This is a genomic window from Streptomyces sp. NPDC004435 (assembly GCF_042873895.1).
Lineage (GTDB): Bacteria > Actinomycetota > Actinomycetes > Streptomycetales > Streptomycetaceae > Streptomyces.
On record NZ_JBIAMB010000001.1, the window covers coordinates 206,547 to 220,587 of the forward strand.

The 14,041-nt window shown below is 71.9% G+C and carries 11 protein-coding genes; 5 read left to right on the forward strand and 6 right to left on the reverse strand.

Features of this window, described 5'->3' with window-relative positions; all coding sequences use genetic code 11:
* Nucleotides 1-129: 129 nt before the first annotated feature.
* Nucleotides 130-1,176, reverse strand: a complete 1,047-nt coding sequence (locus ACFYT9_RS00955) for a LacI family DNA-binding transcriptional regulator (protein WP_376602453.1) — start codon at nucleotides 1,174-1,176, stop codon at nucleotides 130-132.
* A 152-nt stretch (nucleotides 1,177-1,328) separates the two neighbouring features.
* Here ACFYT9_RS00955 and ACFYT9_RS00960 point away from each other — a divergent pair, with 152 nt between their 5' ends.
* Genes ACFYT9_RS00960 through ACFYT9_RS00970 form a run of 3 tightly spaced genes read left to right on the forward strand, consistent with a single transcriptional unit; the run spans nucleotide 1,329 to nucleotide 4,431 of the window.
* The gene (locus tag ACFYT9_RS00960; RefSeq protein WP_389160104.1) at nucleotides 1,329-2,480 is read left to right on the forward strand and encodes a Gfo/Idh/MocA family protein; all 1,152 of its coding nucleotides are present in this window, start codon (nucleotides 1,329-1,331) and stop codon (nucleotides 2,478-2,480) included.
* Nucleotides 2,477-3,631: a dihydrodipicolinate synthase family protein gene (locus ACFYT9_RS00965; RefSeq protein ID WP_389160106.1), complete on the forward strand. Its 1,155-nt coding sequence runs from the start codon at nucleotides 2,477-2,479 to the stop codon at nucleotides 3,629-3,631. Before ACFYT9_RS00960 ends, ACFYT9_RS00965 begins: the two co-directional genes overlap by 4 nt.
* 26 nt (nucleotides 3,632-3,657) lie before the next feature.
* A complete protein-coding gene (locus tag ACFYT9_RS00970) occupies nucleotides 3,658-4,431 on the forward strand; it encodes a sugar phosphate isomerase/epimerase family protein (protein WP_389160603.1) in 774 nt (257 codons plus the stop codon).
* 387 nt (nucleotides 4,432-4,818) lie between these two features.
* Here the strand turns inward: ACFYT9_RS00970 and ACFYT9_RS00975 are convergent, their stop codons facing one another.
* Nucleotides 4,819-5,286: a DUF937 domain-containing protein gene (locus ACFYT9_RS00975; protein WP_389160108.1), complete on the reverse strand. Its 468-nt coding sequence runs from the start codon at nucleotides 5,284-5,286 to the stop codon at nucleotides 4,819-4,821.
* 218 nt (nucleotides 5,287-5,504) lie between these two features.
* Nucleotides 5,505-6,254 carry a hypothetical protein gene (locus tag ACFYT9_RS00980; protein ID WP_389160110.1) on the reverse strand — a complete coding sequence of 250 codons (750 nt, stop codon included), beginning with the start codon at nucleotides 6,252-6,254 and terminating at the stop codon, nucleotides 5,505-5,507.
* A 109-nt stretch (nucleotides 6,255-6,363) separates the two neighbouring features.
* Between ACFYT9_RS00980 and ACFYT9_RS00985 the strand changes: the two genes are divergently transcribed.
* Together ACFYT9_RS00985 and ACFYT9_RS00990 are read left to right on the forward strand one after the other, a co-directional pair.
* Nucleotides 6,364-8,613 carry an ATP-dependent RecD-like DNA helicase gene (locus tag ACFYT9_RS00985; protein ID WP_389160112.1) on the forward strand — a complete coding sequence of 750 codons (2,250 nt, stop codon included), beginning with the start codon at nucleotides 6,364-6,366 and terminating at the stop codon, nucleotides 8,611-8,613.
* 178 nt (nucleotides 8,614-8,791) lie between these two features.
* Nucleotides 8,792-10,081 carry a citrate synthase gene (locus ACFYT9_RS00990; RefSeq protein ID WP_360317718.1) on the forward strand — a complete coding sequence of 430 codons (1,290 nt, stop codon included), beginning with the start codon at nucleotides 8,792-8,794 and terminating at the stop codon, nucleotides 10,079-10,081.
* Nucleotides 10,082-10,531: 450 nt separating this feature from the next.
* On the opposite strand, the gene ACFYT9_RS00995 is transcribed toward ACFYT9_RS00990, so the two are convergent.
* The 3 genes from ACFYT9_RS00995 to ACFYT9_RS01005 form a co-directional block, all read right to left on the reverse strand.
* Nucleotides 10,532-12,736, reverse strand: a complete 2,205-nt coding sequence (locus tag ACFYT9_RS00995) for a heavy metal translocating P-type ATPase (RefSeq protein WP_389160114.1) — start codon at nucleotides 12,734-12,736, stop codon at nucleotides 10,532-10,534.
* Nucleotides 12,737-12,809: 73 nt separating this feature from the next.
* Nucleotides 12,810-13,034 (reverse strand): heavy-metal-associated domain-containing protein, encoded by a 225-nt coding sequence (locus tag ACFYT9_RS01000; protein ID WP_376602482.1) that lies wholly within the window; start codon nucleotides 13,032-13,034, stop codon nucleotides 12,810-12,812.
* Between the two features lie 46 nt (nucleotides 13,035-13,080).
* Nucleotides 13,081-14,028 (reverse strand): PrsW family intramembrane metalloprotease, encoded by a 948-nt coding sequence (locus ACFYT9_RS01005; protein ID WP_389160116.1) that lies wholly within the window; start codon nucleotides 14,026-14,028, stop codon nucleotides 13,081-13,083.
* Between the last annotated feature and the right edge of the window lie 13 nt (nucleotides 14,029-14,041).

The following is a 14,041-nucleotide window of genomic DNA, read 5'->3' on the forward strand; positions in this document are numbered from 1 at the left end:
TCACGACGATCTCGCGGCCTTCGAGGGGGAGGGCCTGATCCTCGCCGAAGGGGATCTTCTCCTGCTCGGTGCAGGTGCAGGTGCCGGTGCGGGTGGGGTTGGTGGACGCTCGTCGCCACGCCAGCCGGATCACCCCCGCGGCGCCGCCGTCGAGTCCCGTACGACCAGCTCGCCCGGGACCGCCTCCGTGCCGTCCGCCGGAGCCTCCTCCGTGCCCATCGCCAGCCGCCCGGCGCGCACCCCCGACTCGTGGAGCGGGAGGCGTACGGTCGTCAGAGCCGGCACCGCGTCGACCGAGAACGGGAGGTCGTCGAAGCCGGCCACCGAGACGTCGCCGGGGATCGAAAGGCCCCGTTCCCGCAGGGCGGCGCAGACGCCCAGCGCCACCGTGTCGTTGGCGGCGACGATCGCCGTGAGCTCCGGGTCGCGGGCCAGGAGCTCCGCGACGGCCGCGTGGCCGGCGGCCCGGTCGTACGGGCCGTGGACGGTCGGCCCCTCGGCGACGCCCGCCGCCGCGAGGGCCTCCCGGTGGCCCTCCAGGCGGTGCCGGGTGGTGGTGCGGTCGGCGGGGCCCGCGACGTAACCGATCCGGGTGTGACCGAGGTCGAGCAGGTGGCCGGTGAGCCGGCGGCCCCCGGCGCGGTTGTCGAAGACCAGCGCGGCGGTGTGCGCGTCCCCGGGCACCGGCGGCCGCCCGCACAGCACGACCCGCGTCCCCGCCTCGGCCATCCGGGACAGCTTGGCGGCGGTCGCCGCCAGGTGCTCCGGGTCCTCCAGCGAGCCGCCCATGAGGATCACGGCGGCGGCGCGCTGCCGCTGGAGCAGCGTGAGATAGGTCAGCTCGCGCTCGGGGGAGCCGCCGGTGTTGCAGACGACGGCCAGCTTCTCGCCGCCCGCCCGGCCCGACCCGCCCTCGCCGATCGCGCTCTGCGCCGCGCTCGCCATGATCCCGAAGAAGGGGTCGGCGATGTCGTTGACCAGCACCCCGACCAGATCCGAGGTGGCGGCGGCGAGCGAGCTGGCGGGCCCGTTGAGGACGTAGTCCAGCTCCTCGACCGCCTTCAGGACCCGTTCCCGCGTCGACGCGGCCACCGGGTAGTTGCCGTTCAGGACCCGGGAGACGGTCGCGGGGGAGACCCGGGCGCGGGCGGCCACGTCCGACAGCGTGACGGTCATCGCGTGCGTACCTCCAGGGCCTTGTCCGGCGTGATGTCGGCAGGCTAGCGTCATCCGTGACAGAAAGCGCTTTCTATCGTCGCGCCGAAAGCGCTTTCTGTCGTCTTTCCACGCCAGAACGCGGGCGCAGGCCCGTCGGGGAGGAACATTTCATGACACGCAGGACAGTCCGCATCGCCATGAACGGCGTCACCGGACGCATGGGCTACCGCCAGCACCTCGTCCGCTCGATCCTCGCCCTCCGCGAGCAGGGCGGCCTCGACCTCGGCGACGGCCAGGTCATCTGGCCCGAGCCGGTGCTGGTCGGCCGCCGTGAGCACGCCCTGCGCGCCCTCGCCGAGAAGCACGGCCTCACCGAGTGGTCCACCGACCTCGACGCCGTCCTCGCCGACGACACCGTCGACGTCTACTTCGACGCCCAGGTCACCTCCGCCCGCGCCGACGCCCTCACCAGGGCGATCGAGGCCGGCAAGCACATCTACACCGAGAAGCCCACCGCCGCCGACTTCGCGGGCGCCCTCGACCTCGCCCGGCTCGCCGCAGGCAAGGGGGTCAAGCACGGCGTCGTCCAGGACAAGCTCTTCCTCCCCGGCCTGCTGAAGCTCAAGCGGCTCATCGACGGCGGCTTCTTCGGCGAGATCCTGTCCGTGCGCGGCGAGTTCGGCTACTGGGTCTTCGAGGGCGACTGGCAGGAGGCCCAGCGCCCCAGCTGGAACTACCGCTCCGAGGACGGCGGCGGCATCGTCGTCGACATGTTCCCGCACTGGGAGTACGTGCTCCACGAGCTCTTCGGCCGGGTCACCGCCGTCTCCGCCGAGATCGCCACCCACGTCCCCCGCCGCTGGGACGAGGAGGGCAAGCCGTACGACGCCACCGCCGACGACGCCGCCTACGGCACCTTCCACCTGGAGGGCGGCGCCATCGCCCAGATCAACTCCTCCTGGGCGGTCCGCGTCAACCGCGACGAGCTCGTCGAGTTCCAGGTCGACGGCACCGAGGGCTCCGCCGTCGCCGGGCTGCGCAACTGCCGCGTCCAGCACCGCGGGCTCACCCCCAAGCCGGTCTGGAACCCCGACATCCCCGCCACCTACTCCTTCCGCGACCAGTGGCAGGAGGTCCCCGACAACGCCGAGTTCGACAACGGCTTCAAGGCCCAGTGGGAGCGCTTCCTCCGCCACGTCGTCCTCGACGAGCCCTACCACTGGGACCTGCTCGCCGGCGCCCGCGGCGTCCAGCTCGCCGAGCTCGGCCTGAGGTCCGCCGCCGAGGGACGCCGCCTCGACGTCCCGGAGGTCTCGCTGTGACCCTCCACCTCCCCCTCCCGGGCGGCGGCACGCGCGCGTACGAGCCCCGCGCCGAACCGCTCGCGCCCGGCGCGGCCGGCCCGCTCACCTCCCGTACGGTCTTCTCCGCCGCCCACGTCGTCGCCGACCCGTACGCCGACACCACCCCCGACGGCCCCGCCGCCGTCGACTGGGACGCCACCCTCGCCTTCCGCCGCCACCTGTGGTCCCACGGCCTCGGCGTCGCGGAGGCCATGGACACCGCCCAGCGCGGCATGGGCCTCGACTGGGCGGGCGCGGCCGAACTGATCCGCCGCAGCGCCGCCGAGGCCAGGGCCACCGGCGGCCTGATCGCCTGCGGAGTCGGCACCGACCAGCTCACCGGCCCCGCCTCCCTGCCGGAGATCCGGGCCGCGTACGAGGAGCAGCTCGCCGTCGTCGAGGAGTCCGGCGCCCAGGCGATCCTCATGGCCTCCCGCGCGCTGGCCGCCGCGGCCGCCGGCCCGGAGGACTACCTCGACCTCTACGGCCACCTGCTGCGCCAGGCCGCCGAGCCGGTGATCCTCCACTGGCTCGGCCCGATGTTCGACCCGGCCCTTGAGGGCTACTGGGGCTCCGCCGACCTCGACGCGGCCACCGAGACCTTCCTGGAGGTCATCGCCGCCCACCCCGACAAGGTCGACGGCGTCAAGATCTCCCTCCTCGACGCGGGCCGCGAGGTCGCGCTCCGCCGCCGCCTCCCCGAGGGCGTCCGCTGCTACACCGGCGACGACTTCCACTACCCGGAGCTGATCGCGGGCGACGACCAGGGGTTCAGCCACGCCCTGCTCGGCATCTTCGACCCGCTCGGCCCGCTGGCGGCGGAGGCGGTCAGGACCCTCGACACCGGCGACACGGCGGGCTTCCGCAAGCTCCTCGACCCGACCGTCGCCCTCTCGCGGCACCTCTTCGAGCCGCCGACCCGCTACTACAAGACGGGTGTCGTCCTCCTCGCCTGGCTCGCGGGCCACCAGGAGCACTTCACCATGGTCGGCGGGCTCCACTCGGCCCGCTCCCTGCCGCACCTGGCCCGCGCCTACGAGCTCGCCGACGGCCTCGGCCTCTTCCCGGACCCTGCACGCGCCGAGGCCCGGATGCGCGCCCTCCTCACCGTCCACGGAGTCCCGCAGTGAACCTCGACCGCCTCAGCGTCAACCAGATGACGGTGAAACAGCTCCCGCTGCCCGCCCTCGTGGAGGAGTGCGTCCGGCTCGGCGTCACCGGCGTCGGCCTGTGGCGCGACCCGGTGAAGGAGTACGGGACCGAGGCGGCGGCCGCGCTGGTGCGGGACGCCGGGCTCGCCGTGACCACCCTCTGCCGCGGCGGCTTCTTCACCAGCGACGGCTGGGAGGCCGACAACCGGGCCGCCATCGACGAGGCGGTGGCGCTCGGCACCGACACCCTCGTCCTGGTCTCCGGCGGACTGCCCGCCGGCAGCCGCGACCTGCCCGGGGCACGCGCGCGCATAGCGGACGCGATCGGCACGCTCGCCCCCTACGCGGGCGCGCGCGGGGTCCGCCTCGCCATCGAGCCCCTCCACCCCATGTACGCCTCCGACCGCTGCGCGATCTCCACCCTGGACCAGGCCCTGGACATCGCGGAGCGCTTCCCGGCCGAGCAGGTCGGCGTCACCGTCGACACCTACCACCTCTGGTGGGACGAGCGCGCCCCGGCGGCGGTGGAGCGCGCGGGCGCGGCGGGCCGCATCCACTCCTTCCAGCTCGCCGACTGGACCACCCCCCTCCCGGAGGGCGTCCTCGACGGGCGCGGCCAGCTGGGCACCGGCGCGATCGACCTCGCCTGGTGGGCCGCGTTGCTGGAACGCGTCGGCTACACCGGACCGGTGGAGGTCGAGCTCTTCAACGCCGGACTGTGGGCGCGGGACGGGGTCGAGGTGCTGGAGGAGACCGTGGACGCGTTTTTGAAGGTCTGAGCCGCGGCCCGGATCATGGGTCCCGGATCCCGGATGCATGAGGTCGGATCCCGGATGCATGAGGTCGGATCCCGGATCCCGGATCCCGGATCCATGACGTCAGATCCTGGATCTTGGATCCAGGAGGTCGGATCCAGGATCCGCAAGCCTGGATCCGACCTCATGGATCCAAGATCCATACGCCAGGATCGTGGATCCAGGATCGTGGATCCAGGATCCTCCCGACTGGATCCGACATGTTGGATCCAAGATCCACACACGCTTGGACCCAAGATCCAAGATCCAAGATCCAAGATCCAAGATCCAAGATCCTGGATCCATTGGGCCACGCCCCCGCGTGCGCGGCGGGGGCTCTCCCGGCCCGGCCCCGTGTGCGGCGGGGCCGGGCTACTTCTTCCCGCCGCCCAGCAGGTCGCCCAGACCCCCGCCGCCCTTCCGGGCCGTGGCGCGCCGGGTCAGGACCGCGAGGACCACGGGGACCAGGAGGTCCACCGCGCGGTTCACGGTGGCCGGGGGGAGGCCGGTGCGCTTGGCGACGGCGTTGGCGGCGGGTCTCGCCAGCTTGGCGAGGACGCCGGCCATCAGGCCGCCCGCCGCGAGGCCTCCGAAGGAGGCGACGCCCTGGAGCGGCGGCTCCTCGGAGGTGACCTCGTCGACGGCGGCCTTGACCTCGTCCGCGCTGCCGGGTTCCGCCGCCGCCTGCCGCAGCTCGCCCGACAGCTCCGCGACCGAGCCGTCGACGAGCGCACGCGCGCCGGCCGTGTCGGTGCCGGCGAGCGCGGCGATCTCCGCCAGGCGGTCCTCGCCGAGTTCGGCCAGGACCTCGTCCTGGAAAGAGTGACTGCTCTCGCTCATGTCCGAAACGCTACGTTTCATCGTCCTGTTCGGCACCCCGGGGCGGGAGTTGTCCACAGGCCCGCCCGCCCTGTCGGTGGGCTTCGCTACCGTCGGGCCATGTCCAACGAGGGTCAGTCGCACCGCCCCGACGTGCTGGAGGGGGTGCTGGAGAGGATCCCACCTCACCAAACCCAAGCGACCTGCGTCACCAGACCCTGGATTGCCGGGGTCTGGGCCTACTGGGTGCCCGCCCAGTCGGCGCTGACCTGGTCGGCGACGGAGAATTCGATGTCGCAGTCCGGGCAGGTCGCGCTCCCGAACACGAAGGTCAGCAGGTGTGCGACCTCGTGGTGACCGTCGGCGCGTGCGATGTCGTGGAGACGCCGACCGAGTCCTGCCAGACCTGCGGGGCTCGTCGGCCGAAGCGGCCGGGTCTCGATGTTGTCGTCCGACAGTGCGTAGTCCTCGCTGGTGCAGAAGAACCCGCGTTCACCCAGAACGATGAACAGGTCGGTTTCGCAGCCGGGACACGAGATCTGGTACTCCTCGTTCCCGAGCCCCCAAGCCAGGTCCTCGCTCCACCCCACGACGCCCTCGAAGCCGAGCATGGACTCCAGGAGATCGACGTACTCGGTGCGGTGGGTCGCGGTCCGGAGATGGCGGTTCACCGATGCCAGCAGGGTCGCGATGTCCGCCGAGTACTGAGTGCGGACATCGCCGGCTCCGTGCGACTGCTCGGCGCCGGCCATGATGGTGCCCGCCAGGTTCAGGGCGTTCACGGCCTGACCTCGGTCTTCACTGTCAGCCATCTCGGCCAGCCAGGGCAGCGCCGCGAAGCTGGCCGAGTAGACGCTGCCCTGATGGCAGAGTGCGGACCACAGGTCGCTCCAGAGCTCCGGCTTGGACTCGGACGCGATGCGTGCCAGCAGGGCGGGAATGTCTTCGGCGGAGCCGTAGGCGTGGCTGAGCTGCGGCCAATCTGTCATACCGGGGATCCCATCACACCTGTGGTTACGAGAAACGAGGAGACGGCCGCTCTGTCGGTGGCGGGCGATAGCCTCCCGGACATCGGAGACGCAGGAAGCCAGGTGGGGCATGCCCGGTAGCGGAGTTGAGTCGGAGCAAGGCAGCCGCCAGGGTGTTTGTGAAGTGACCGGTGTCCTGGAGAGGATCACGTACGCCAACGAGGAGAGCGGCTACACGGTCGCCCGGGTCGACACCGGCCGCGGCGTCGGCGACCTGCTCACCGTCGTCGGCGCCCTGCTCGGCGCCCAGCCGGGGGAGTCGCTGCGGATGGAGGGGCGCTGGGGCTCCCACCCGCAGTACGGCCGGCAGTTCCTGGTGGACAACTACACGACCGTGCTGCCCGCCACCGTCCAGGGCATCCGCCGCTATCTCGGCTCCGGACTGATCAAGGGCATCGGTCCGGTCTTCGCCGACCGCATCACGACCCACTTCGGCCTGGCGACCCTCGACGTCCTGGAGGAGGATCCCGGCCGCCTCATCGAGGTCCCCGGCCTCGGCCCCAAGCGGACCAGGAACATCGTGGGTGCCTGGGAGGAGCAGAAGGCGATCAAGGAGGTGATGGTCTTCCTCCAGACCGTCGGCGTCTCCACCTCCATCGCCGTCCGCATCTACAAGCAGTACGGCGACGACTCCATCACCGTCGTGCGCGACCGGCCCTACCGCCTTGCCGCCGACGTGTGGGGCATCGGCTTCCTCACCGCCGACCGGATCGCGCAGGCCGTCGGCATCCCGCACGACAGCCCCGACCGGGTGAAGGCCGGCCTCCAGTACGCCCTCTCGCAGTCGAGCGACCAGGGGCACTGCTTCCTCCCGGAGGAGCGGCTGATCGCCGACTCCGTGAAGCTGCTCCAGGTGGACACCGGGCTCGTCATCGAATGCCTCGCCGAGCTGGCCCAGGACCCCGAAGGGGTGGTCCGGGAGACGGTCCCCGGCCCGGAGGGCGAGCCGGTCACGGCCGTCTATCTGATCCCCTTCCACCGGGCCGAGCTCTCGCTCGCCGGGCAGCTGCGGCGCCTGCTGCGCGCCCCGGACGACCGGATGCCCGCCTTCCGGGACGTGGCCTGGGACAAGGCGCTGGCATGGCTCGCGGACCGCACGGGGGCCACCCTGGCGCCCGAGCAGGAGCAGGCCGTCCGGCTCGCCCTGACGGAGAAGGTCGCGGTGCTCACCGGCGGCCCCGGCTGCGGCAAGTCGTTCACCGTCCGCTCCGTCGTGGAGCTGGCCCGCGCGAAGAAGGCCAAGGTGGTCCTGGCGGCGCCGACCGGCCGCGCGGCCAAACGGCTGGCGGAGCTGACCGGTGCCGAGGCGTCCACCGTCCACCGGCTCCTGGAGCTGCGTCCGGGCGGGGACGCGGCGTACGACCGGGACCGGCCGCTCGACGCCGACCTCGTGGTCGTCGACGAGGCGTCGATGCTGGACCTGCTGCTCGCGAACAAGCTGGTCAAGGCGGTCGCCCCAGGGGCCCACCTGCTCCTGGTGGGGGACGTCGACCAGCTGCCCTCGGTCGGCGCCGGCGAGGTCCTGGGCGACCTCCTTGCCCCCGGCAGCCCGGTCCCCGCGGTCCGGCTCACCCGGATCTTCCGCCAGGCCCAGGAGTCCGGCGTGGTCACCAACGCGCACCTGATCAACGCGGGCACCCCGCCCAGGACCCAGGGTCTGCCGGACTTCTTCCTCTTCGCGGAGGAGGAGACGGAGGACGCGGCCAGGGTCGCCGTCGAGGTCGCCGCCCGGCGTATCCCGGCCAGATTCGGCCTGGATCCGCGCCGGGACGTGCAGGTCCTCGCGCCCATGCACCGCGGTCCGGCCGGCGCGGGCGCGCTGAACGGGCTGCTCCAGCAGGCGATCACCCCGGCCCGCCCGGACCTCCCGGAGAAGCGGTTCGGAGGCCGGGTCTTCCGCGTGGGGGACAAGGTCACCCAGATCAGGAACAACTACGAGAAGGGGGCGAACGGGGTCTTCAACGGTACGGTCGGGGTGGTGACCGCGCTGGACCCCGTGGAGCAGCGCCTCACCGTGCGGACGGACGAGGACGAGGAGGTGCCGTACAGCTTCGACGAGCTGGACGAGCTGTCCCACGCGTACGCGGTGACCATCCACCGTTCGCAGGGCAGCGAATATCCGGCCGTGGTGATCCCGGTCACGATGAGCGCGTGGATGATGCTCCAGCGGAACCTGCTCTACACGGCCGTGACCCGGGCGCGGAAGCTCGTCGTGCTGGTCGGTTCGCGCCGCGCGATCGCCCAGGCGGTCCGTACGGTCTCGGCGGGCCGGCGCTTTACCGCACTGGCTCACCGGCTCACAGGGGGTGCCCCCGTGTGAAAGATCACGGAGGACTACCGCAACCGGGGCGAAGGGGGCAGGATGAGCAGGTTGGCGGCACTGAGTGCCGCCGATTGGCCCAATGGCGACCCCGAGTGCACTCTCCTGAGCCAAGTGGGGGATGGTAGAGACAGTCAGGGCACCTCGAAGAAGAGGCACTACGTCGGTGAGGGATGACGTGAGCGACAACTCTGTAGTACTGCGGTACGCGGACGGTGAATACACCTACCCGGTGGTCGAGAGCACCGTCGGTGACCAGGGCTTCGACATCGGGAAGCTGCGGGCCCAGACCGGTCTGGTCACCCTGGACAGCGGATACGGCAACACCGCCGCCTACAAATCCGCCATCACCTACCTCGATGGTGAGCAGGGCATCCTGCGGTACCGCGGCTACCCCATCGAGCAGCTGGCCGAGCAGTCCACCTTCCTGGAGGTGGCCTACCTGCTGATCAACGGTGAGCTGCCGAAGGGCGAGGAGCTCGCCACCTTCCAGAACGAGATCACCCAGCACACGCTGGTCCACGAGGACGTCAAGAACTTCTTCCGCGGCTTCCCGCGGGACGCCCACCCGATGGCGATGCTGTCCTCGGTGGTCTCCGCGCTGTCCACCTTCTACCAGGACAGCCACAACCCGTTCGACGAGACGCAGCGCCACCTGTCGACGATCCGGCTGCTCGCGAAGCTGCCGACGATCGCCGCGTACGCGTACAAGAAGTCGATCGGTCACCCGTTCGTCTACCCGCGCAACGACCTCGGCTACGTCGAGAACTTCCTGCGGATGACGTTCTCGGTCCCGGCCCAGGAGTACGAGCTCGACCCGGTCGTCGTCTCGGCGCTCGACAAGCTCCTCATCCTGCACGCGGACCACGAGCAGAACTGTTCGACCTCCACCGTGCGTCTGGTCGGCTCCTCGCAGGCGAACATGTTCGCCTCGATCTCCGCCGGCATCTCCGCCCTGTGGGGCCCGCTGCACGGCGGCGCCAACCAGTCGGTCCTGGAGATGCTGGAGGGCATCCAGGCCAACGGCGGCGACGTCGACTCCTTCATCCGCAAGGTGAAGAACAAGGAGGACGGCGTCCGCCTGATGGGCTTCGGCCACCGGGTGTACAAGTCCTTCGACCCGCGCGCCAAGATCATCAAGGCGGCGGCGCACGACGTCCTCTCGGCCCTCGGCAAGTCCGACGAGCTGCTGGACATCGCGCTCAAGCTGGAGGAGCACGCGCTCTCCGACGAGTACTTCGTCTCGCGCAACCTCTACCCGAACGTGGACTTCTACACGGGCCTCATCTACCGCGCGATGGGCTTCCCGACCGAGATGTTCACCGTGCTCTTCGCGCTCGGCCGGCTTCCCGGCTGGATCGCCCAGTGGCACGAGATGATCAAGGAGCCCGGCTCCCGCATCGGCCGCCCGCGCCAGATCTACACCGGTGAGGTCCTCCGCGACTTCGTCCCGGTCGAGGAGCGCTGAGCCGACCCCGCACAGGTCGACTGAAGCGTCGCGAAGGGCCCTCCGGCGGAAAGCCGGGGGGCTTTTCCGCGTTCCGGGGCTGTGTTCCCGGGCCGGGGCCGGGCCGCGCCCCCGGAAGGGCAGACAGAAGCGCCCCGCTCTCCGATCCCCCCACGGGTCGGCGAGCGGGGCGCTTCCCATATCCCCGGTGCGGATTCCCCCCACGGGATCCGGGCCGGGCGTCCGGTGCGCGGTCTGCCGGGGTACGTACGGGAGGGCCGCTCAAGCTCCCCGTGCACGTGCCCCGGCCGCGCTTGCCTGTCGGGACGTCCCCCAAGACCTCCCGACGAACGTCCCCCAAGACGTTCTGGCATCGCCCACTTAGACTCGCGAACAGCCCAGATGGTTACCCCCCAATATCTGTGATCTAGGTCTCTTTGTGAAGGACTTGTGCGTCACGTGTAGGTGAAATCAACGGAACCGGCGCAGTCGCAGGCTGTTCGTCACGACGAAGACGGACGAGAAGGCCATGGCCAGGCCCGCGATCATCGGGTTGAGCAGACCGGCCGCGGCGAGCGGCAGCGCGGCCACGTTGTAGCCGAAGGCCCACGCCAGGTTCCCCTTGATCGTCGCCAGGGTCCGGCGGGAGAGCCGGATCGCGTCGGCGGCGACGCGCAGGTCGCCCCGGACGAGGGTGAGGTCGCTCGCCTCGATGGCCGCGTCCGTCCCGGTGCCCATGGCGAGCCCCAGGTCGGCGGTGGCGAGCGCCGCCGCGTCGTTGACGCCGTCGCCGACCATGGCGACCGTACGGCCCTCCTCCTGGAGCCGCCGGACGACCCCGGCCTTCTCCTCCGGCAGCACCTCGGCGATCACCTCGTCGACGCCGACCTCGGCGGCGACGGCCTCGGCGACGGCCCGGTGGTCGCCGGTGAGCAGCACCGGCCGCAGTCCGAGGGCGCGGAGCCGGGCCACGGCCTCCGCGCTGGTGTCCTTGACCGCGTCGGCGACGGTGAGGGTGCCGCGCAGGGCCCCGTCCCAGGCGACGAGGACGGCCCCGGCCTCCGTGCCGGCCGGGACCGGGACGGACGCGTCGGCGAGCAGGGCGGCCCGGCCGGCGAGCACGGACCGGCCGTCGACGGTGCCGCGGACGCCGAGTCCGGGGACGTTCTCGAAGCTGTCGGGGACCGGCAGTTCGGCCGTGGGGAGCCCGAGCCGCTCGGCGGCCCCGGCGGCCACGGCGCGGGCCACCGGGTGCTCGGAGGCGTGCTCCAGGGCTCCGGCGAGCCGCAGCAGCTCCTTCTCGTCGGTGTCGCCGACGGGGTGGACGCCGGTGAGGGTCATCCGGCCGGTGGTGACGGTGCCGGTCTTGTCGAGGACGACGGTGTCGACGCGGCGGGTGGACTCCAGGACCTCGGGGCCCTTGATGAGGATGCCGAGCTGGGCGCCGCGCCCGGTGCCGACGAGCAGCGCGGTCGGGGTGGCGAGGCCGAGGGCGCACGGGCAGGCGATGATCAGCACGGCGACGGCGGCGGTGAACGCGGCGGTGGCGCCCGCGCCGGAGCCGAGCCAGAAGCCGAGGGTGGCGAGGGCGATGACCAGGACGACGGGGACGAAGACGGCGGAGACCCGGTCGGCGAGCCGCTGCACCTCGGCCTTGCCGCTCTGCGCCTCCTCGACGAGCTTCGCCATCCGGGCGAGCCGGGTGTCGGCGCCGACCCGGCCGGCCCGGACGACGAGCCGGCCGGAGACGTTGACGCAGCCGCCGGTGACGGCGGAGCCGGGGGCGACGTCGACGGGCAGGGACTCGCCGGTGAGCAGGGAGGCGTCGACGGCCGAGGCGCCCTCGTCGACGGTGCCGTCGGTGGCGATCTTCTCCCCGGGGCGTACGACGAAGAGCTCGCCGGTCCGCAGTTCGGCGACCGGCACCCGTACCTCACGGCCCTCGCGCAGCACGGCGACGTCCTTGGCGCCGAGCTCCATCAGGGCGCGCAGGGCGGCGCCGGCCTTCCGCTTGGCGCGGGCCTCCAGATAGCGGCCGAGCAGGATGAAGGTGACGACGCCGGCGGCGACCTCCAGGTAGAGGGCGCCGGAGGCGTCGGCGCGGTCGACGGTGAGGTCGAAGCCGTGGCGCATCCCGGGCATGCCGGCGTCGCCGAGGAAGAGCGCCCACAGGGACCAGCCGTAGGCGGCGAGGGTGCCGACCGAGACGAGGGTGTCCATGGTGGCGGCGCCGTGCCGCAGGTTGGTCCAGGCGGCGCGGTGGAAGGGCAGGCCGCCCCAGACGACGACGGGGGAGGCGAGGGTGAGGGAGAGCCACTGCCAGTTGTCGAACTGGAGGGCGGGGACCATGGCGAGCAGGACGACGGGCGCGGCGAGGAGGGCGGAGACGGTCAGCCTCCGGCGCAGCGCGTCGAGCTCGGGGTCGGTCTCCGGCTCCTCCGCCGCCTCGGGCTCCGGCGGGGCGGGTTCCTCGGCGGTGTAGCCGGTCTTCACCACGGTGGCGATGAGCGCGTCGACGCCGACCTCGGGGGCGTGCTCGACGTGCGCCTTCTCGGTCGCGTAGTTGACGGTCGCGGTGACGCCGTCCATCCGGTTGAGCTTCTTCTCGATGCGGGCCGCGCAGGAGGCGCAGGTCATCCCGCCGATGGTCAGCTCGGTGACGTGGGTGCTGGGCATGTGCGGTTCCAAAGGGGAGCGGGGCCGTACCAGCCAACGGTACGGCCCCGCGGTGCCCGTGCGGCGCGGCGGTTCAGGCCAGCTCGTAACCGGCCTCGTCGACGGCGGCGGCCACGGCCTCGCGGTCGAGCGGGGCGGCGGAGACCACGGTGACCTCGCCGGTCTTGGCGACGGCGGTGACCGAGGAGACGCCGGGGAGAGCGGAGATCTCGCCGGAGACGGCGCCCTCGCAGTGGCCGCAGGTCATGCCCTTGACCTGGTACACGGTGGTGAGTTCGGTCTGCGTCTCGGCGGCCATGGGGTTCTCCTCTTCGATTCGAGCCTTACCCTTCCAGCTTATACCCCTAGGGGGTATGGATGCCACTCCTGTCCGGTTCGCGCCGCGCCAGCGATCTCAGCCACGTCAGTCCCACCAGTGTCACCAGTACCAGACCGCCCACCGAGAAGAGGGTGAAGAGGTGCTCCTGCTCGGACGTGGGCTCCGGGATGTACCCCTGGGCGAAGAGCGAGCGGTCGAGGTCCGTGGTGGTCAGCCGGAGCACCAGCCAGAGCGCGATGCCGTGCATCGAGTCCCAGAGCGCGTGCAGCACCGCCACGCCCAGGTAGGTGCCGACGACCGCCCCGGTGAGCCGGAACCGCCCGTCGGGGCGGCGGAAGGCGAAGAGCACCGCGCCCGCGATCGCCGTCCACAGGCCGTGCCCGAAGGGGGCGAGGATCCCGCGCAGGATCTCGGTCTCCAGCAGCGAGCGCAGGTCGATGCCGTCCAGGGTGACGGCCGCGTTGAAGGCGTACCCCGCGCTCTCGAAGGCCGCGAAGCCGAAGCCGACCGTCCCGCCGAGCACCAGGCCGGCGCGCCGGCCGCGCAGGTACGGGCGGTGCCGGACCACGAACATCAGGGCGGCCAGCTTCACCGCCTCCTCGATCAGTCCGACCCCGAGGAACATCCACAGCGAGGGGTGGAGCAGGTAGTACTCCATGACCGAGGCGCCGAGGACGCCCAGGATGCCGCCGGTGACGAAGCAGCCGAGGATCACCGGCAGTCCGAGGTCGCGGCCGTGCCGCTCGTACGCCCACAGCACGAAGACGCCCGGGACCAGGAAGCTGCCCAGCAGGATCAGGGTGGGCAGCAGGGTGGTGTTGGCGGTGGCGTACGTGACCACCGCGGTCAGCGCCCACAGCGCGAGGCCGCCCCACAGGCAGCGCTTCCACAGGCCGGGACGCGGCCCCGGAGGCTCCGGGGGAGCCGGGGGCGGTGGGGGAGGGGTCGGGGCAGTGGGCCGGTACTCGTGCATCCGCGGGCCTCCA